The organism is Sphingobacterium sp. SGR-19 (assembly GCF_011043555.1).
Classification (GTDB): Bacteria; Bacteroidota; Bacteroidia; order Sphingobacteriales; family Sphingobacteriaceae; genus Sphingobacterium.
In genome coordinates this window covers 213,851-233,769 of record NZ_JAAKGS010000007.1, presented here as the reverse complement: position 1 = coordinate 233,769, position 19,919 = coordinate 213,851, and the positions used below count along the sequence as shown (strand labels likewise).

Here is a 19,919-nt window from a genome sequence, read left to right as displayed (position 1 = left end):
AAACAGATAGGTCTAAATTTTATTAATCCAATGTGATATCTAATCCTAAACCACGCAACTCGTGTACCAATACGTTGAACGATTCCGGTACGGATGGTGTCGGAAGGTTGTTACCCTTCACGATAGCTTCGTAAGTTTTTGCACGACCAACAACATCATCTGATTTCACGGTTAAGATCTCTTGTAGGATATTTGACGCACCAAACGCCTCCAATGCCCATACCTCCATCTCACCAAAACGCTGACCACCGAATTGTGCTTTACCACCTAATGGTTGTTGTGTAATCAACGAGTATGGACCGATAGAACGTGCGTGCATTTTGTCATCTACCATGTGACCTAGTTTCAGCATGTAGATAACCCCAACTGTGGTCGGCTGGTCAAAACGCTCACCCGTTAAACCATTATATAGGTATGTTCTACCAGACATTGGTAAACCGGCTTTCGCAATCCAGTCTTCCACCTCATCCATTTCAGCACCATCAAAAATTGGTGTTGCAAATTTGGTTCCGAGTTTCTGACCTGCCCATCCTAGAACAGTTTCGTAGATCTGTCCAAGGTTCATCCGCGAAGGTACCCCTAGTGGATTCAACACGATATCTACCGGTGTACCATCTTCCAAGAACGGCATATCCTCATCACGAACGATACGAGCAACGATACCTTTGTTACCGTGGCGTCCTGCCATCTTATCCCCAACTTTCAGCTTACGTTTCTTAGCCACGTAAACTTTCGCCATTTGGACGATACCCGATGGGAGCTCATCTCCGACAGAAATAGCAAATTTCTCTCTTTTGAATGCACCCAACTCTTCGTTGATTTTAATATTATAAAAATGAAGAGCTAACTTGATCAATTCATTCTTATCTTCATCGGTAGTCCATCCAGTAGGGTTGATATGAGCATAATCCAGATCCATTAAGATTTTCTGGGTGAATTTAGCACCTTTCGGCACCAATAATTCTTTATACACATTATATACTCCTTGGCTGGTTTTGCCATTCACAACCGTGAACAATTTCTCCACCAAGCGATCTTTCAGTATTTTTACTGCTTTATCGTGTGCAACTTCTAATTTGTCTAAAGCTTTTCTCTCTGCTTCTTTAGACATTTTCTTCGCACGGGAGAACAATTTCGTATCGATAACCACGCCTTTCAAGGAAGGAGAAGCTTTCAATGACGCATCTTTTACGTCGCCAGCTTTGTCACCAAAGATAGCACGTAATAACTTCTCTTCCGGTGACGGATCAGATTCGCCTTTAGGCGTAATTTTACCAATTAAGATATCACCACCATTAACCTCAGCACCAACACGGATAATACCGTTCTCGTCTAAATCTTTCGTTGCTTCTTCTGAAACGTTAGGGATATCGGATGTCAATTCCTCTTCACCACGTTTGGTATCACGAACCTCCAATTCAAACTCCTCAATATGCAAGGAAGTAAATAAGTCTTGCGATACAACACGCTCAGAGATCACGATCGCATCCTCAAAGTTATACCCTTGCCAAGGCATGAATGCTACTTTCAAGTTACGACCAAGTGCCAACTCACCGTTTTCTGTTGCATAACCTTCACACAACACCTGTCCTTTCGTTACTTTCTGGCCCTTCGTAACGATTGGCTTCAAGTTGATACAAGTATTCTGGTTGGTCTTCTTAAATTTCGTGAGTGTATATGTTTTTACATCATTATCAAACGATACCAAACGGTCGTTATCTGTACGCTCGTAGCGGATTTTAATCTCGTTTGCATCCACATATTCAACCACACCTTCACCTTCTGCATTGATCAATGTACGAGAATCGGATGCCACACGAGCCTCCAAGCCTGTACCCACAATAGGTGCTTGAGGTTTCAATAAAGGAACAGCTTGACGTTGCATGTTCGATCCCATCAACGCACGGTTCGCATCATCATGCTCTAGGAACGGAATCAGCGAAGCGGCAATAGAGGTAATCTGGTTAGGAGCAACGTCCATGTAATCCAATTTTTCCGGCTCAATAATCGGGAAGTCACCTTCATATCTCGCCTTTACCTTCGGATCTTCGAAGTTACCTTTATCGTCATATTGCGCGTTTGCTTGCGCAATCGTTTTATCGTCTTCATCTTCCGCAGATAAATACACCACCGGCTCATCGACAACGACTTTACCATCTCGAACTTGGCGGTAAGGGGTTTCGATAAAACCTAGGTTGTTGATTTTCGCATGTACGGCCAAAGACGAAATCAAACCAATGTTTGGTCCTTCTGGAGTTTCGATTGTACATAAACGACCGTAGTGCGTATAATGAACGTCACGTACTTCGAAACCTGCGCGCTCTCGAGAAAGACCACCTGGTCCCAAGGCTGATAAACGACGCTTATGCGTAATTTCCGCCAATGGGTTGGTTTGATCCATAAATTGTGACAGCTGATTCGTTCCGAAGAATGAGTTGATAACGGACGACAACGTACGAGCGTTAATCAAATCTGTTGGTGTGAACACCTCGTTGTCACGAATATTCATCCGCTCGCGAATCGTACGCGCCATACGGGAAAGACCGACTCCAAATTGTGCGTATAACTGCTCACCTACCGTACGTACACGACGATTGGATAAGTGGTCAATATCATCCACTTCCGCTTTGGAGTTAATCAAATTGATTAGATACTTCACGATGGCAATAATGTCCTCGCGTGTCAATACTTTCGTATCGTCAGCCGTATCCAATCCTAGTTTACGGTTAATGCGGTAACGTCCTACATCACCTAAATCATATCGTTTATCCGAGAAGAACAAACGGTCGATGATACCACGTGCTGTTTCCTCGTCTGGTGGTTCCGCGTTACGCAACTGACGATAAATGTGTTCTACAGCTTCTTTTTCAGAGTTTGAAGTATCTTTCTGTAAAGTATTATATATAATGGAGTAGTCCGCATTGTTCGCACCATCTTCTTTAGCCAGGATAATAGATTTTACTCCTGCATCGATGATCATTTCAATGTGGTCTTCCTCTAAAACAGTTTCACGTTCTAAGATAATCTCATTACGGTCGATAGACACCACTTCACCTGTATCCTCATCTACAAAGTCCTCGATCCATTTTTTCAATACCCTGGCCGCTAAACGACGACCAACATATTTTTTAAGGCCAGATTTACTAACTTTAACCTCATCTGCAAGATCGAATAGTTCAAGGATATCCTTGTCTGAATCGTAACCGATCGCGCGTAACAAAGTAGTAACTGGGAATTTCTTTTTCCGGTCGATATAAGCATACATCACGTTATTTACGTCTGTCGCGAATTCGATCCAAGATCCTTTAAAAGGAATTACCCTTGCAGAATAAAGTTTCGTACCATTTGTGTGTCTACTCTGACCAAAGAACACACCAGGAGAACGGTGTAACTGGGATACGATGACACGTTCAGCACCATTGATCACGAAGGTACCTTTTGGCGTCATGTAAGGAATCGTTCCCAAATATACATCCTGTACAATGGTTTCGAAATCCTCATGTTCTTCATCGTTACAAGATAACTTTAACTTTGCCTTGAGCGGGACGCTATAGGTCAATCCACGCTCAATACACTCTTGTATATCGTAGCGAGGCGGATCGATGAAATAATCCAAAAACTCGAGCACAAAGATGTTTCTTGAATCAGAAATAGGGAAGTTTTCCGAGAAAACCTTGAACAGCCCTTCCTGATGGCGGTTGTCAGAAGTAGTTTCTAGTTGAAAAAACTCCTTGAAAGATTGCAATTGCACATCCAAGAAGTCGGGATAATCGATAACCTTCTTACTTGTAGCAAAATTTACTCTTTCGTTTTGAATATTATTGTTTGCCAAGGGAATAAGTATTTTAGTTTAAAAAAACTGAGCCAACTATGCTGTAATCATGTTTTTATCAGATGTCAGCATCCATCTGATACATGTAATAATATAAACAGGAATAGACTCTGGCAATATATTGACAGAGTCTAAACCGTTAAGGTGCTTTTCTATGGTGAGATTATTTGATCTCAACAACAGCTCCAGCTTCTTCCAATTGTTTTTTCAAAGCTTCAGCTTCGTCTTTTGAAACACCAGTTTTCAATTCCTTAGGTGCACCATCCACTAAATCTTTAGCTTCTTTCAACCCTAAACCAGCTAAGTCTTTAACCAATTTAACTACTGCTAATTTTTGGCCACCAGCTTCTTTCAAGATCACGTCAAATGAAGTTTTCTCTTCAGCAGCAGGAGCGTCGCCACCAGCAGCAGGACCAGCAACTGCAACAGCTGCAGCAGCAGGCTCGATACCATACTCGTCTTTTAGGATATCAGCTAACTCTTTAACTTCTTTTACTGTTAAGTTAACCAACTGTTCAGCAAGTTGTTTTAAATCTGCCATTTTATTTTGAATTTTTGAATGTACTTAATAAAAATTGTTAATTAAAAATACACGAACATTCTGTTGGAGGTGTTCGTTAACCTCTTTCTTCTAAAGCTTTTACCAAACCTGAAATTGTATTTCCACCTGATTGAAGTGCGGAAATAACATTCTTCGCAGGAGATTGAAGCAAAGCAATAACGTCTGCAATAAGCTCGTTTTTGGATTTAAGGTTAACTAGAGCATCTAGTTGATTATCTCCTACGAACGCAGTTTCCTCGATATAAGCTGCTTTTAAAACAGGCTTATCACCTTCTTTACGTAACTGTTTGATCAATTTCGCCGGACCATTTCCCGTTTCAGAGAACATCATTGTAGAAGCGCCTTTAAGCACACCACGCAATTCTTCTGAATCGATTCCTGCTTCCATAAGGGCTTTCTCGATCAAGGAGTTTTTCGCTACCTGAATCGTAATGCCTTGCTCGAAGCATTTACGGCGGATGTTATTTACTTTTTCAACAGATAAATCAGCAGTATCCGTAATATAGAAATTACCGTAAGATTTAATCTGCTCGGCCAAAGCTTGAACAATTGCTTGTTTTTCTTCTTTTCTCATGATTAAATTCCTGCTACTGATTTAGTCTCCACATGAATACTAGGACTCATGGTTGAAGAGATGTGAATACTCCTAAAGTATGTTCCTTTAGCGGCGGAAGGTTTAAGACGCGCAATAGTCTGTAGTACCTCTAATGCGTTGTCATAAATCTTATCTGCCTCGAACGACGCTTTACCCACTGAAGTATGGATGATACCTGTCTTGTCGACTTTGAAATCAATTTTACCACCTTTAACTTCCGTTACAGCTTTACCTACTTCCGTAGTCACTGTTCCAGTTTTAGGGTTAGGCATTAAGTTTCTAGGACCTAGAATACGTCCTAATTTACCCACTTTAGCCATAACGCTAGGCATAGTAATAATGATATCAACGTCAGTCCAACCACCTTCGATTTTGCTGATATAATCATCAAGACCTACGTAATCCGCACCTGCTGCCTTAGCTTCTTCTTCCTTATCAGGAGTACACAATACTAAAACACGTACGGTCTTACCAGTTCCGTGAGGTAATGTAGCGATACCACGAACCATTTGGTTTGCTTTACGGGGATCCACGCCTAAACGAACGTCGATATCCACAGAAGCATCAAATTTCGTCGCAGTAATCTCTTTAACCAAAGCTGCTGCTTCTTTTAAAGAGTACGCTTTACCAGCTTCAATTTTGGATAGTGCCGCTTTTTGATTTTTTGTTAATCTAGCCACTTTCTTAAACTGATTTCGTTAATTAATTGTTCCAAGGCGCGCTACCAGAAACGGTAATGCCCATACTACGTGCTGTTCCAGCTACCATTTTCATAGCAGACTCTACAGTAAATGCATTCAAATCAGGCATTTTATCTTTGGCGATAGCCTCAACATGCTCCCACGTAATGGAAGCTACTTTTTTACGGTTAGGCTCACCCGACCCACTTTTCAGTTTCGCTGCATCTTTTAACTGAACAGCTACTGGAGGAGTCTTGATGATAAAATCAAATGATTTGTCGCTGTAAACTGTAATGACAACAGGCAGTACTTGCCCTGGTTTGTCTTGCGTACGAGCGTTGAATTGCTTACAGAAGTCCATGATATTCACCCCCTTAGCACCTAATGCAGGCCCTACAGGAGGAGATGGATTCGCAGCACCGCCCTTTACTTGTAATTTTACTAACGCACTGACTTCTTTTGCCATTTTGTTTTGAATTTAATTGTTAAATGTTTGTTAGTAAGTTGGAAGCATTATAACGTAACATTTATTCTTTTCGAAAGCTATATAAAAAACTATATAACCAAACGAGGTGCAAAGATAATAAGAAGTTTTGAAATAAAAAAAGTAAAAACGAAAATATAAATAAAACCGATACGGCATCGAAATTATAAATAAACATCCAATTTCTTTTAAGCGTATATTTGAGTATAACCAGTAGGTGTTATATGCAACTCCCGAACAAACAAATAAAAAATAATATGGATAACCACACAAATGACCTCAGCAAATGCCCTTTTCACGGTGGAGGGCAACACAAGGAAAAGAAAGTTGCTCCTATCGGAGGTGACGGGACACGAAACAATGATTGGTGGCCAAACAGACTTAAGCTCAACCTTTTGCGTCAGCATTCATCGCTGACAAATCCGATGGACAAAGACTTTGATTATGCAGAGGCATTCAAAAGCCTCGATTATGAAGGCCTGAAAAAAGATCTCCAAACCCTTATGACAGATTCCCAGGACTGGTGGCCAGCAGATTTTGGCCATTACGGCCCATTGTTCATCCGTATGGCCTGGCACAGTGCCGGAACCTACCGTATACAAGACGGTCGCGGTGGTGGCGGTCGAGGACAACAACGTTTTGCCCCGTTAAACAGTTGGCCGGACAACGTGAGCCTAGATAAAGCACGTAGATTACTTTGGCCTATTAAGAAAAAATATGGCAATAAAATTTCTTGGGCAGACCTGTTAATTCTGACCGGCAACGTCGCTTTAGAGTCGATGGGTTTCAAAACATTTGGGTTCGCAGGAGGACGTGAGGACGTCTGGGAAGTGGATGAGGATGTCTATTGGGGTAAGGAAACGACTTGGCTAGGTGGTGATGAGCGTTATGCGCGTGGTTCTGAAGGTGTAGAGGAAAACCATGGTGTATTAGTGTCCGATGACGATGCGGATGGGAAAATACATAGTCGTGATTTGGAAAACCCACTGGCAGCCGTGCAGATGGGACTTATCTACGTAAATCCCGAAGGGCCAGACGGCAATCCAGATCCCATCGCGGCAGCCTTTGACGTTCGGGATACCTTTAGTCGAATGGCGATGAATGACGAAGAAACAGTTGCACTGATCGCTGGCGGACATACGTTCGGCAAAACGCATGGCGCTGCTTCTGCAGATCACGTAGGACCGGAACCAGAAGCGGCCGACCTAGAATCGCAGGGACTCGGTTGGCATAACAGCTATGGTACAGGTAAAGGCAGCGACACTATTACCAGCGGCCTAGAAGTGACCTGGACTTCCGCACCGACAACATGGACGAACAACTTTTTATGGAATCTATTTGGATACGAATGGGAGTTGACAAAAAGCCCCGCAGGAGCTCATCAGTGGACGCCTAAACATGGCATGGGTGCTAACACCGTACCGGATGCACATAATCCCGATAAAAAACATGCGCCCGCAATGCTGACGACAGACCTCGCTTTGCGTTTTGATCCCGAATACGAGAAAATCGCCAGACGGTTTTTAGAAAATCCAGATCAGTTTGCAGATGCTTTTGCACGTGCGTGGTTTAAATTGACACACCGTGATCTCGGGCCACGATCCCGTTATCTAGGACCCGAAATACCGGAAGAAATCCTTATTTGGCAAGACCCTGTCCCCGAAGCTGACCACGAACTCGTTAATGAAGATGATATTGCAACGCTTAAATCCAAAATTCTGAACTCCGGTCTTACCGTTTCCGAACTCGTATCGACCGCATGGGCTTCCGCTTCTACATTCCGTGGTGGCGACAAGCGTGGAGGCGCCAACGGCGCCCGCATTCGACTGATCCCACAAAAAGACTGGGAAGTAAACAACCCCGCACAACTAGCCAAGGTATTAGATGTATTAGAGAATATCCAGACAGAATTCAACAATACTCAACGTAGCAGCAAAAAAGTGTCGCTTGCCGATTTGATCATCTTGGCAGGAAATGCTGCTGTTGAAAAAGCGGCTGAGGCAACTGGTGTTCACATAACCGTCCCATTTTCGCCAGGCAGAACCGATGCCACACAGGAACAGACAGACGTAGAATCCTTCACACACCTTGAACCTAAAGCAGATGGTTTCCGTAACTACATAAAAACCAGGTATGCGACTCCTACGGAAGCTTTTCTCATCGACAGAGCACAGTTGCTAACGTTGACTGCGCCAGAATTAACTGTCCTTATAGGTGGACTGCGTGTATTAGACGCCAACTACGATGGCTCAAAACACGGAGTATTCACTACACGCCCAGGAGTATTGACCAACGATTTCTTCGTTAACCTGCTGGATATGGGTACGCAATGGAAGGCACAATCTGAAGAAAGAGAAATATATGAGGGTTATGACCGGAGCAACAACGACCTAAAATGGACAGCTACCCGTGCCGATTTAGTATTCGGTTCTAATGCTGAGCTACGGGCAGTTGCCGAAGTCTACGCGAGCGATGATGCACAGCATAAGTTTGTTCATGACTTCGCGGCATCATGGAGCAAGGTCATGCATTTGGATCGATTTGATTTAAGATGAAAAATAAAGGGGTTAATCGCTATTGATTAACCCCTTTTATATTGTAGTAAAATTTCTATTACTCTTTTTCAACCTGCATATAGTTCAATTCCAGCGGTGTCTTCCGACCGAATACCTTCACCATCACTGTCAATTTCTTCTTGTCTTCATGAACCTCTTCGATTTCGCCTGTAAAACCATTAAATGGCCCATCGTTTACCTTCACTGTTTCACCAACATAATACGGAACATTCATGCTTTCGCCTTGTTCCGCCATTTCGTCTACTTTACCTAAAATCCGGTTTACTTCAGCGGGGCGTAAAGGGATTGCATTGCCGGCTTTATCACCTAGGAATCCAATAACGCTATTCAAGTTTTTAATTGCATGTTCAATCTCACCGTCCAACGCCGCTTCGATCAACACATATCCAGGGTAGTAATTACGCTCTTTCGCAACCTTCTTTCCGTCACGCATCTGGTAGTATTTCTCCATTGGGATCAATACCTGAGGCACTAAGTGTTGAATACCTAAACGGTTTACCTCAGCCTCTACATATTGCTTCACCTTCTTCTCTTTTCCACTAACGGCACGAACTACATACCATTTTAACGATTGATCTGCCATAAAATTTTTTACTGATAAATTTAGGAAGTAATTCCGTACAACAACTCCAATAGATTACTTGAAGCTTTATCCATCACAAATATCAACAACGCAATAATGACAGACGCTACAAGTACCACTACAGCCGAGCTTTGCAATTGCGCCCAAGTAGGCCAAGTTACTTTCTCTGTAACCTCGACATAGGAGCTTTTTATAAAATCAAGTACTTTAGCCATTTTTAGTTTACCTAAATTATTTTAGCAGGGGTACCAGGATTCGAACCCAGACCAACGGTTTTGGAGACCGCTATACTAACCATTATACTATACCCCTTGGTTTTTTTGATGACGCAAATATAGCGTTTCGACGCTATTAGCGCAAATATTATTTACCTTTTTTTATACTTTACTGACATTAATCAAGTAGAAAAAAACAAGCTAACCAGCCTCAGCCAATTAGCTTGTTTTTATTATGCTAGGATAATCTTAAAAGATTACGCCAAGATTTCAGTTACCTGACCAGCACCTACGGTACGACCACCTTCACGGATAGCGAAACGTAGACCTTTTTCCATAGCGATAGCGTTGATCAATTTAACAGTAATTGTTACGTTATCACCAGGCATAACCATTTCAGTACCTTCTGGCAACGCGATTTCTCCTGTTACGTCAGTTGTACGGAAATAGAATTGAGGACGGTATTTATTGAAGAACGGCGTGTGACGACCACCTTCAGCTTTCGACAATACGTAAACCTCAGCTTTGAAATCTGTGTGAGGAGTTACTGTACCTGGCTTACAGATTACCATACCACGACGGATATCGGTTTTCTCAATACCACGTAACAACAAACCTACGTTGTCACCAGCTTCACCGTAATCCAAAATCTTACGGAACATCTCTACCCCTGTTACAGTAGATTTCAAGTTCTCAGCACCCATACCCAAGATATCAACTGGGTCACCAGAGTTGATTACACCTCTTTCGATACGACCAGTAGCAACTGTACCACGACCTGTGATAGAAAATACGTCTTCGATTGGCATCAAGAAAGGAAGATCAGTCAAACGTGGAGGAATTGGAATGTAGTTATCTACAGCATCCATTAATTCCATGATTTTATCAACCCACTCAGGCTCACCGTTCAATGCACCTAGCGCAGATCCTTTGATTACAGGGATATCATCACCTGGGAATTCGTAGAAAGATAATAGTTCACGAACTTCCATTTCAACAAGCTCTAACAACTCTTCGTCGTCAACCAAGTCAACTTTGTTCAAGAACACTACTAACGCAGGAACACCTACCTGGCGAGCCAACAAGATGTGCTCACGAGTTTGAGGCATAGGACCATCAGTCGCAGCAACTACGATGATAGCTCCGTCCATCTGTGCAGCACCAGTAACCATGTTTTTCACATAGTCAGCGTGACCAGGACAGTCAACGTGCGCATAGTGACGGTTCGCTGTTTGGTATTCTACGTGTGCCGTATTGATTGTGATACCACGCTCTTTTTCTTCAGGAGCAGAGTCAATTGAATCAAATGAACGCGCTTCTGAAAAACCTTTATCAGCCAATACTTTAGTGATAGCAGCTGTAGTCGTTGTTTTACCGTGGTCAACGTGACCGATTGTACCGATATTTAAGTGCGGTTTACTCCGGTCAAATTTCTCTTTTGCCATGTTTATGCGAATTAGTAATTATAAAATGTTTCTTAATTAAATCCTTTACAAAAGTAATAAACTTCCATATTTTTTGAGCCAAAGATGGGATTTGAACCCACGACCTCTTCCTTACCAAGGAAGTGCTCTACCCCTGAGCTACTTCGGCTTATCAAAAGCCTATCTACAGATGATAGCCTCTACCTATTTGGACAATTCATCAAAAAGACAGAGACTTTAAATCAAACTTTAAAAATGAGCGGAAGACGGGCCTCGAACCCGCAACCTATAGCTTGGAAGGCTATCGCTCTACCAATTGAGCTACTTCCGCTGATTGATTTTAGACTGATCGACTTGTAACTAAAACACAAATCGTCACATACGCACTAAAATCGGGTGGTGGAGGGAGAAGGATTCGAACCTTCGAAGCCGAAGCAACGGATTTACAGTCCGTCCCATTTGACCGCTCTGGAACCCCTCCAAACCTGCAAAATGAATTGCATTTAGAGCCTCTTATCGGGATCGAACCAATGACCTACTGATTACAAGTCAGTTGCTCTACCAGCTGAGCTAAAGAGGCAATATTTTAATTTTAAAAAACTCTCCAAAGAACACCTACCTTTCCAGATAGCGAGTGCAAAAATCCAACTTAATTTTGATATTTGCAAGTTTTTTTAAAAACTTTTTTATCGTGTTAAAGAACGCTAACCACCAGCCTCAAATAACCTTTAATCATTTGATTTTGATGAGGCAAAGATAGCGACTCAAACCAAACTACAAAAATATTTTACAAAAAAAAACCACCGTTTACACCATATACTTGATACGCAAGGAAATAATTTACATCTTGCACCGCATTTTTCAAGAGAGTTACTTATGTTGATAAAACGAGAACGACGTTTCGGAAATACCTTACTGCTGACTGCATTGCTAATGACATTAATATCGTCAACAACTTATGCACAAGAACAGACGCTTATCAAGAAGATGGTAAAAAAATTCCTCTCTGCAGAAAGTGACTCTACACGTGGTGCAAGTTTGATCGTTTTGCCTGCCTTGGGATATGCTCAGGAAACCGGTGTGGAGTACGGTATTGCTGGAACATATAATTTCTACTTAGATAAAGCCGACCCACACAGCCGAACGTCTAATATAACACTTATGGGAACGCTTACGACTAAAAAACAGAAAAATATCAAACTGCTTACCGATATATGGACCAAAAATAATGATTATCATATTTTATCCGAACTACGGTATCGGGATTGGCCCTTTAATTTCTATGGCCTTGGATCAGATACTTGGTTGGCCGATGAGGATTTTTTGGAACATCAACTCACGCGGGCAAAGATCGATGTAGAAAAAAAAATTGTCTCCAAATGGTATGCAGGTGTAAATGTGGAATATGAAAATTTTAAGTTTAACGACCGTGAACCCGGCGGTGTTTTTGAACAACCCGAAGTGTTAGGAAAAAAGGGCGGCCAGTATTTAGCCTTCGGCGTATCATCTTTGTACGACACACGAAACAACACCACCTATACGACCAACGGATTCTATTCTCGCATAAAATATGCTTATGCCCCGCACTTTTGGGGCGACGACAACTTTGTAGGAAGCCAAGTGGAAGCTGATATCAGAGGGTTTCATGCTCTTTCATCAAAAATAACGCTCGCTGGACAAGCGATATACCGTGGTACTTTTGGAGAAAATGTTCCCTTTTACGCCTATCGTGATTTGGGAGGAGACATGACCATGCGTGGCTATTATCTGGGACGATATAAAGATAAGAACTACGCCACCGCCCAACTGGAATTAAGATATCGGTTTATACCTCGACTTGGTATTGTCGGATTTGGCGGGACAGGTAGCACCTTCTCCCAACAACATGGTTTACGCTTTGTGCCAAGCTTTGGCGGCGGCATCCGTTATTTCTTTAGTTTAGAACATAACAGTACTGTTCGGTTTGACTACGCTTTTGGCGAAAAAAGACCAGGCGAAAAGAGACAGACAGGATTTTATTTAAGCATCAGCGAGGCTTTTTAGATCAAGCTTTTCTTCGGACGTTTTCCCTACTTTATCGAACATGCTTCGGACCCTCTTCGCCCATTAACCGAGAATTTACCGTGTATTTACCGTGCATTTACTGAGGTCTACACGGTAAATGCACAGTAAAATGTCAATAAAAAACACGGTAATTGTCCGAAGCAGGGGCGAACACTGTCCGAAGAAAAGGCGAAGATATATTAGCTATGCCCACCACCTACTCCAAAACGGATAGCGTAACCGAAAATTTTCTTTTCGCTGTTCTTTACGATACATTAACAGACCAAAGTGGAATAGGTTGATAGATACTACGACGTCCGTGCTTTGCACCAGTTGCTGCCATAGTCGTTTTGTTTTGATGGTCTGAAAAGGCTCGTGTACGACAACCACCTTTCCTGCACGAACCGCGTCTGTTATCTCGTCAGCAACATCGTTCTTTAAATTCGTAAACAGTGCCTCAGCCTGATTGGACTGCGCCAGATATCCCAGCTCCTCTACATTCATATAAATCAATATATCTAAAAGTAAGGTTCGATATTTGGGATTAAAATCCAATGGAACTTTCATCATACGCGGCTGCACACTTGAAACGTGATAAATAGCGCTCGAGGCCAAACCGTATACAAAAGGCGAATGCGTACCGTGCCGGCTATTGGAAACAAAAAAATGTCGTATCAAATCCCAGTAGTAGCGCATGTTACAAAGGTAATATTTAGGATGAAGTTACGACATAAACTGCAACGAAAATGTGCTCCCTTTCCCTTCTTCACTTTCTACAAAAAGGTTTCCTTTGTGCAGGAGCATAATTTGCTTACTGAGCGTCAACCCTACCCCACTGCCCGATTTCTTGGTCGTAAAAAACGGCGTAAATATCTGCTCCTGAATATCGGGAGACATCCCTCGTCCATTATCTTGGATTTTGATAAACAGGTGGTCGTCTCTTTTCAGCCCCGTTATACTGATATAAGGCTCAGCACAATCTTTAACCGCTTCCATGGCATTGAGCAGCAGATTAATTAAAGCCTGCTCTACTAAGTTAACGTCCGCACGAAGAGCTAGGCGCGTATCTTTTAAAATGATATCCAAATCGATGCTTTTCTGCAGTAACGTAGGTTCGAGCAACTGATAAATACTTTCGAAAAGTACTTTTAATTGTATATCTACAAAGTTAGGTTGGTCTACTTTATTAATCAACCGATAACTCTTGGCGAACTGTAAAAGTCCCTCGCTACGTCGCTTTATCGTATAGATACCAAGCTTAAGGTCGTCTATATCCTCCTCACCATATCCGTGTTCTAAACGGGCGTGTAGCGTCTCCGCCAATGAGCTGATCGGCGCAATGGAATTCATAATCTCATGCGTCAATACCCGTAGTAATTTATGCCATGCCCTGGTTTCCGTTTCGTCTATCGCCTCGCTTATATTTTGGTAAACGACAATCCGAAAAGTTCCTTCTTCCGTTGAAAACGTGGAACCATGCATGAGTATTTTAATTTTTCCCATCGCCAAGCTCACTGATTCTACTTGCTGCTTTCCAAGTTTCATGTGAATTGTTTTTTCATACAATTCTGGGTGACGTTTCATCAGTCCATGGATATTTCCAATATGCGGCGTTCGAAAGAGTTGTTTAAACGCATCATTAATCCACATCACCTTCCCGGTATCCTCTTGGTAAAAAATGATAGCGGAATCCAACATGTTGAGTACCTTATTCAGGTATTGATGTTGGATTTCCTTATCCATACTGATCCGCCTATACACATCGTTAATATCATTAAACGCAGCGAACAATTTCCCCTCGGTGGATTTAGGATGTCTGATGACAAACCGTCGGGTAAAATCACGATAACGGACTGCTTCGGAGAAATCCAGTACTTCCTCAACTAATTTCCGTTGCTTACCCAACCATTGAAAGGCAAGTATAAAAAGCACGATAAAGCTTATTGTTGCAGGTAAATACCATTTTTGAAAGGATAAATAGGCTACCCCCACCGCTATGAATAGCAAGAACAATATCTTCCAGAAGAAAAAATCCCTCAACCGCCCCATGCTGTCAAATATTATATTTCTCCATCCGTCTATACAATGCTGCCCTTGTTAATCCTAATTCCCGCGCTGCCTTACTGATATTGCCATTGTAGCGTTCGATTGCAGACTGAATGGCATGACGCTCCATCTCTTCTAAGCTCTGATTAGCATAAGTTGGTTCACTCAATTTACTACTCTCTTGGATCGCTTGCTCAATCGGAGAAAATAAAATGTCGCTATCCCGTATACTTTGTTGCTCCGCCATAATAACCGCACGTTCTATACTGTATTGAAGTTCGCGAACATTACCCGGGAAATGATAGGTTTTTAACTTCTGAACCGCATCACCCTCAAATCCCTCCATATTTTTATGATACTTCCGGCTGTAAAAATCTAGAAAATGGTTAGCCAACAACACGATATCCTCTCCCCGCTCCCGTAACGGTGGCACCTGTATCTCCACTGTGTTAATGCGGTATATCAAATCCTTACGAAATCTGCTTTCGTCAGCCAAAGCTTTTAACGGTACATTGGTTGCACTCAACAATCGGATATCCACCGGAACAGGTTGGTAAGAACCCAACGGTACGACTTGTCGATTTTGCAGCGCACTCAATAGCTTTGCCTGTTGCTGCAAGCTTATATTGCCGATCTCGTCTAAAAACAATGTACCTCTGTTTGCCGCCTCAAAACGCCCTTGCCTGTCCTCTCTCGCATCCGTGAAAGCACCTTTCTTGTATCCAAACAGCTCGCTCTCAAAAAGTGTTTCGGTCAATGCCCCCACATCTACTTTAATATAGGCCTGCTTTGCTCGCAACGAACGTCGGTGCAAGGCCTGCGCAATCAAGTCTTTTCCTGTTCCGTTCTCTCCCAGTATCAAAATATTGGCTTCTGTAGGTGCTACTTTATCCATTTTATACTGTAGATCTTCCATAATCGCCGAACGACCTATCAAATCATTGTCTTGACGAAGTGCTGGTGAACTCGTTTTATCTTGCCCTTTTGTTTGTTTGGTTTCCTCGAAAACAGTTTCCAATGTTTGCAGCAGATGTTCATTTTGCCACGGCTTTACAATAAAATCAGACGCTCCCTGTTTGAGTGACCGCACCGCGAGATCAACCGCACCGTACGCCGTAATCATGACCACCTTAATATGCGGATATTGGCTTTTGATCTTTCCCAGCCAAAATAATCCCTCATTGCCGGTATTGATAACACTCTTAAAATTCATATCCAACAACACGATATCAATAGCATTCCGTTCCAGTGTACGAAGGATATTTTCGGGATTGGGTTCAACGATGACTTGCTGTACTTTCGGTCTTAATAAAATACGGACGGCTGTTAGCAAATCCTGGTCATCATCAACTACTAAAATAGAGGCTTTCTTCATTACAGAACTAAGGTAACTTTTTTTCGTATTACAAATCTAACGTTCCCGCGTAATAATCATTGATATATTTTTGCATTATCCACTCGTACTGTTTAATGACCAATGCATTTCTGGTATGGTCCAGTTTGTTTTTTGCGGTTAAAAATATTACCGAGTTGCTATTTCCAGCATCAAAATGCACTTGCGCAATACGAAAAGCTTCTTGATAGCTTTGTTCTTGCTCCCGTAGGTTATGGACGTTCTCCCGAAGCGTTTTCATACTAAACACGGCTTTTGCGGTTTCTTCCCGCAACTGATTTTCTTGAATCTGCCGTTCCCATTTTACCTCGTCCAGATCTAGGTTTGCCAGCGTCACCTGTGTCCTTACCTTCATTTTGTTAAAAATCGGAATACGTAGATTAAATGAAATACCTTTTGAGGGATAGTTTCTAAACTGTTGCCAATAATTAAAACCGGAGTCATCGATGCTTGAAAAACGAGACTGTATGCCAGCAGACAATGATAGAGATGGATAATAATCTGATTTCATCACTTTTACTTGTTGTTGGGCTTCCTTGACACGCCAATCCAAAGCCTTGAATTGCGGTAAGACACCCTTGGCTGTATGATATAGTTCAACACCGGAATAAGGCTTCTGATCAATAGAGAATAGTAACGGTTCAAGTTCGGGCAGTTCATCGATAGCCATGTTCAATAAAGCCGCTAAACGTAATCGTCTGTTGTACAGCGCTTGTCTGTTTGTTTCCAACAGATTTTGATCGGTACGCAATTGCCCTTTTAAATCATAGAAGTCTCCGGGATCAGCCGCTCCTTCCCGCTGCATGATCTCCATACGATCTACCGTTTCCTGTGTTACGGTCAATTGTCCCTCTGTTTGCTGCAACATATCCTGTGCCGTTAATACCAATACATACGCTTCTATTACATCCAGTTTCAATTCATTCACAACACCCTCGAATTCAAATTTTCCGGCTTCCCGGGCACTCGCCCTTCGCCGGATGTCATGTAAAATTTGGAATCCATTGAATATCGGTGCACTAAGATAAAGCGATTGCCCCCCAGAAAAGTAGCTCGTATTCACAAATTGATTAGTTGTGGCATTAACACTGCGTCCTTCGTTGTAACCATGGTCTATATTTCCTTCCAAAGATGGTAATCGATTATAACGTGCTTGCTTATAATTTACCTCATTTCGATATAAATTCAATTCCGTTTGCTTCAATGTTGGATTATGCTCAATCGCCAATTGTACGCATTCGGTTAAGGACAAACTTGTATGCGTTTGTCCCACCACCGAAATAGCGCTGCTATAACTAATTATAAACACAACAGTAACAATAAAAAGATTCTTCATGCACCATGTTTTTACTATCGTTTCCATAGCACGTGCCAAAAATATAAAAGACTATAATAGAATATAATAGAAAACATAAATGGGGCGACGTGTCCGCTATCGAACAGTTTTTGTTCATCAACGAACATGAACCGAGTCCTTCATTTTTTTGTCTTGACACAAAAAAACGAAGCAAAAAAAAGTCAAGACTTGCAAGGTTCCGCTACCTTTACTGGTCTATTCCTAAACAGAATGGAACTCCCTTCGGTCAAACACATTCTGTTTTTAACGGAATAGCCTGCGTAAAGCTAGCCCCGGAACAATGCTAGGTCATTTTACCCCGCTTCACCACATCCAATCTTTGACCAGGTTCATTTACGCTATAGCTCACAAGTTATAACTCATCATGAAATGTACTATCCCAAAATTAACCGATTATGTCGCATCCGAATTTTGAGGTTTGTAGAAACTCATTCTTTGCACTCTCCCTCTACTCAAAAATTCGAAGCGACGAGATTTTTGGTTCTTTTTTGCGGAAAAAAAGAACATACAAGTATTATTTCCAATTCTTAAACAACAATTTCCTTATACGTCACATTTTATTTGGAATACTTCTAAATAACCATCATCTTTACAGCAGTTTAAAATGATTCTAAATAATCATTGTAAAAATATACTTTTCTATTTCTCTCTCTATTTCTATTGGCTTCCTTGCTCTCCTCAATGGGCTTGGAAGCCTTAGAAATTCCTTTTGTCCCTATTCCTTATTCCTGTTCACCACCGAACAACATACTGTCCGAATACGAACACCTTTATGGATCTATACAAAATAAACACTTATAAATAAACAACTTAAGATATTGGCATAACATTGTATGGACAAAAGTGTAGGGCATAAATTTTTATTTTTTTAATGGACAGACCAATACAGCAGAAGAAATGGAACAGCAAGAGGATCTTAACGGGAGCCGGTATTGCTGGGATCATCATCTTAATCGGTGCAAGCTACTATTTTACGAGTGGAAACAGCCGTTTGAACGTTGATACCGACCGCATCAGTATTGCCGAGGTAAAAGAAGGTACCTTTCAAGAATTTATTCCGATTAACGGAATGGTACTTCCCATTAGCAGTATCTATCTAGATGCTTCTGTGGGTGGACGTGTAGAAGAAAAATATGTCGAAGATGGTGCGACCTTAAAAAAGGGCGACCCGATTATGCGGCTGGCAAATACAGACCAAGAACTGAGTCTCGTCCAGCAAGAAACCCAAGTGCTCAATCTCTTGACACAAGCACAGATTGCCCGTACGAATGCGGAGCAAATGACGATCAACAACCGTAATCAAATGGCGGATGTGCAACAAGCATTCCGAGAAGCGGAGCGCGTGTATAATTTAAACCAAAAATTATACAAGGAAAAAGCTATCGGATCGCAGGAATACGAAAAATCAGTAAACGAATACAACTATCAAAAGCAACGTGTAACTTTGACAAAACAAATCCTCCGCCAGGACTCCATTTCCAATAACCAGAAAGCCCTTCAGGACCAAAAGACATACGAACGTACGCAAAGCGCATTAGACCTCATGCGGAAGAAAGTAGACGATCTTATTGTTCGCGCGCCCGTTGACGGACAGCTGACATCTTTTGATGCAGAAATCGGTCAAAACAAAAACGCTGGAGAACGGCTCGGCCAAATTGACGTTCTGACGGGTTTTAAAGTACGCGCTGACATTGATGAACACTACATCAATCGTATCTTTACGGAACAGATTGGCGAATTCACCCTGAGTGGAAAGGTCTATAAACTGAAAATTAAAAAAGTATACACACAAGTGACGAACGGACGCTTTCAAGTGGATATGGATTTTGTTGGGGAAACACCTACCAGTGTACGTCGCGGGCAGACTTTGCAAATCCGTTTGGCATTGAGCGACGAAACAAAAGCATTGCTACTGGCAAAAGGAGGCTTCTACCAACAGACAGGCGGAAATTGGATTTTCAAATTGGATAAGAACGGAAATACCGCCTACCGGGCAGATATACAACTCGGACGTCAGAATCCAGAATATTACGAAGTAATTGGAGGTTTACAACCCGGCGATAAAGTTATCGTTTCAAGTTATGAAACGTACGACAAGATACAGGAATTGAATGTTAGATCGAACTAGT

The 19,919-nt window shown here is 42.0% G+C and carries 15 protein-coding genes and 5 tRNA genes; 3 read left to right on the top strand and 17 right to left on the bottom strand.

What is annotated here, in order from left to right:
* Positions 1-22 precede the first annotated feature (22 nt).
* The 5 genes from rpoB to rplK all read right to left on the bottom strand — a co-directional run bounded on the left by rpoB (position 23) and on the right by rplK (position 6,135).
* Positions 23-3,832 (bottom strand): DNA-directed RNA polymerase subunit beta, encoded by a 3,810-nt coding sequence (gene rpoB, locus G5B43_RS14350; protein ID WP_165295479.1) that lies wholly within the window; start codon positions 3,830-3,832, stop codon positions 23-25.
* A 163-nt stretch (positions 3,833-3,995) separates the two neighbouring features.
* A complete protein-coding gene (gene rplL, locus G5B43_RS14345) occupies positions 3,996-4,373 on the bottom strand; it encodes a 50S ribosomal protein L7/L12 (protein ID WP_148919277.1) in 378 nt (125 codons plus the stop codon).
* A gap of 76 nt (positions 4,374-4,449) precedes the next feature.
* Positions 4,450-4,968 carry a 50S ribosomal protein L10 gene (gene rplJ / locus G5B43_RS14340; RefSeq protein WP_165295478.1) on the bottom strand — a complete coding sequence of 173 codons (519 nt, stop codon included), beginning with the start codon at positions 4,966-4,968 and terminating at the stop codon, positions 4,450-4,452.
* Between the two features lie 2 nt (positions 4,969-4,970).
* Entirely contained in the window at positions 4,971-5,669 is a 699-nt protein-coding gene (gene rplA / locus G5B43_RS14335; RefSeq protein WP_165295477.1) for a 50S ribosomal protein L1, read from the bottom strand.
* 22 nt (positions 5,670-5,691) lie between these two features.
* A complete protein-coding gene (rplK, locus tag G5B43_RS14330; RefSeq protein WP_165295476.1) occupies positions 5,692-6,135 on the bottom strand; it encodes a 50S ribosomal protein L11 in 444 nt (147 codons plus the stop codon).
* Positions 6,136-6,410: 275 nt separating this feature from the next.
* On the opposite strand from rplK, the gene katG reads away from it, so the two are divergent.
* Entirely contained in the window at positions 6,411-8,708 is a 2,298-nt protein-coding gene (katG, locus tag G5B43_RS14325) for a catalase/peroxidase HPI (RefSeq protein ID WP_165295475.1), read from the top strand.
* Positions 8,709-8,766: 58 nt separating this feature from the next.
* Here katG and nusG read toward each other — a convergent pair whose 3' ends face one another.
* The 8 genes from nusG to G5B43_RS14285 all read right to left on the bottom strand — a co-directional run bounded on the left by nusG (position 8,767) and on the right by G5B43_RS14285 (position 11,531).
* Positions 8,767-9,312, bottom strand: coding sequence for a transcription termination/antitermination protein NusG (gene nusG / locus G5B43_RS14320; protein ID WP_130143186.1), 546 nt, complete (start codon positions 9,310-9,312; stop codon positions 8,767-8,769).
* Positions 9,313-9,332: 20 nt separating this feature from the next.
* On the bottom strand, positions 9,333-9,527 hold the full coding sequence (secE, locus tag G5B43_RS14315) for a preprotein translocase subunit SecE (RefSeq protein WP_165295474.1): 195 nt from the start codon (positions 9,525-9,527) through the stop codon (positions 9,333-9,335).
* Positions 9,528-9,552: 25 nt separating this feature from the next.
* A tRNA-Trp gene (locus G5B43_RS14310) sits at positions 9,553-9,624 on the bottom strand.
* A 160-nt stretch (positions 9,625-9,784) separates the two neighbouring features.
* Positions 9,785-10,972 (bottom strand): elongation factor Tu, encoded by a 1,188-nt coding sequence (gene tuf / locus G5B43_RS14305; RefSeq protein ID WP_165295473.1) that lies wholly within the window; start codon positions 10,970-10,972, stop codon positions 9,785-9,787.
* Between the two features lie 76 nt (positions 10,973-11,048).
* A tRNA-Thr gene (locus G5B43_RS14300) sits at positions 11,049-11,120 on the bottom strand.
* Positions 11,121-11,209: 89 nt separating this feature from the next.
* Positions 11,210-11,282 (bottom strand) — tRNA-Gly (locus G5B43_RS14295).
* A 66-nt stretch (positions 11,283-11,348) separates the two neighbouring features.
* Positions 11,349-11,432 (bottom strand) — tRNA-Tyr (locus G5B43_RS14290).
* A gap of 26 nt (positions 11,433-11,458) precedes the next feature.
* Positions 11,459-11,531 (bottom strand) — tRNA-Thr (locus tag G5B43_RS14285).
* Positions 11,532-11,827: 296 nt separating this feature from the next.
* On the opposite strand from G5B43_RS14285, the gene G5B43_RS14280 reads away from it, so the two are divergent.
* Positions 11,828-12,994 carry a BamA/TamA family outer membrane protein gene (locus G5B43_RS14280; RefSeq protein ID WP_240904873.1) on the top strand — a complete coding sequence of 389 codons (1,167 nt, stop codon included), beginning with the start codon at positions 11,828-11,830 and terminating at the stop codon, positions 12,992-12,994.
* Positions 12,995-13,198: 204 nt separating this feature from the next.
* Here G5B43_RS14280 and G5B43_RS14275 read toward each other — a convergent pair whose 3' ends face one another.
* From G5B43_RS14275 to G5B43_RS14260, 4 genes are read right to left on the bottom strand one after another with little or no spacing between them, the layout of a single operon-like run.
* Positions 13,199-13,690 carry a hypothetical protein gene (locus G5B43_RS14275; RefSeq protein ID WP_165295472.1) on the bottom strand — a complete coding sequence of 164 codons (492 nt, stop codon included), beginning with the start codon at positions 13,688-13,690 and terminating at the stop codon, positions 13,199-13,201.
* A gap of 27 nt (positions 13,691-13,717) precedes the next feature.
* Entirely contained in the window at positions 13,718-15,043 is a 1,326-nt protein-coding gene (locus G5B43_RS14270) for a sensor histidine kinase (protein ID WP_165295471.1), read from the bottom strand.
* Between the two features lie 4 nt (positions 15,044-15,047).
* Positions 15,048-16,415 carry a sigma-54-dependent transcriptional regulator gene (locus G5B43_RS14265; protein ID WP_165295470.1) on the bottom strand — a complete coding sequence of 456 codons (1,368 nt, stop codon included), beginning with the start codon at positions 16,413-16,415 and terminating at the stop codon, positions 15,048-15,050.
* Between the two features lie 28 nt (positions 16,416-16,443).
* Entirely contained in the window at positions 16,444-17,769 is a 1,326-nt protein-coding gene (locus G5B43_RS14260; RefSeq protein ID WP_165295469.1) for a TolC family protein, read from the bottom strand.
* Between the two features lie 892 nt (positions 17,770-18,661).
* Here G5B43_RS14260 and G5B43_RS14255 point away from each other — a divergent pair.
* A complete protein-coding gene (locus G5B43_RS14255) occupies positions 18,662-19,918 on the top strand; it encodes an efflux RND transporter periplasmic adaptor subunit (protein WP_165295468.1) in 1,257 nt (418 codons plus the stop codon).
* Position 19,919: the final 1 nt, after the last annotated feature.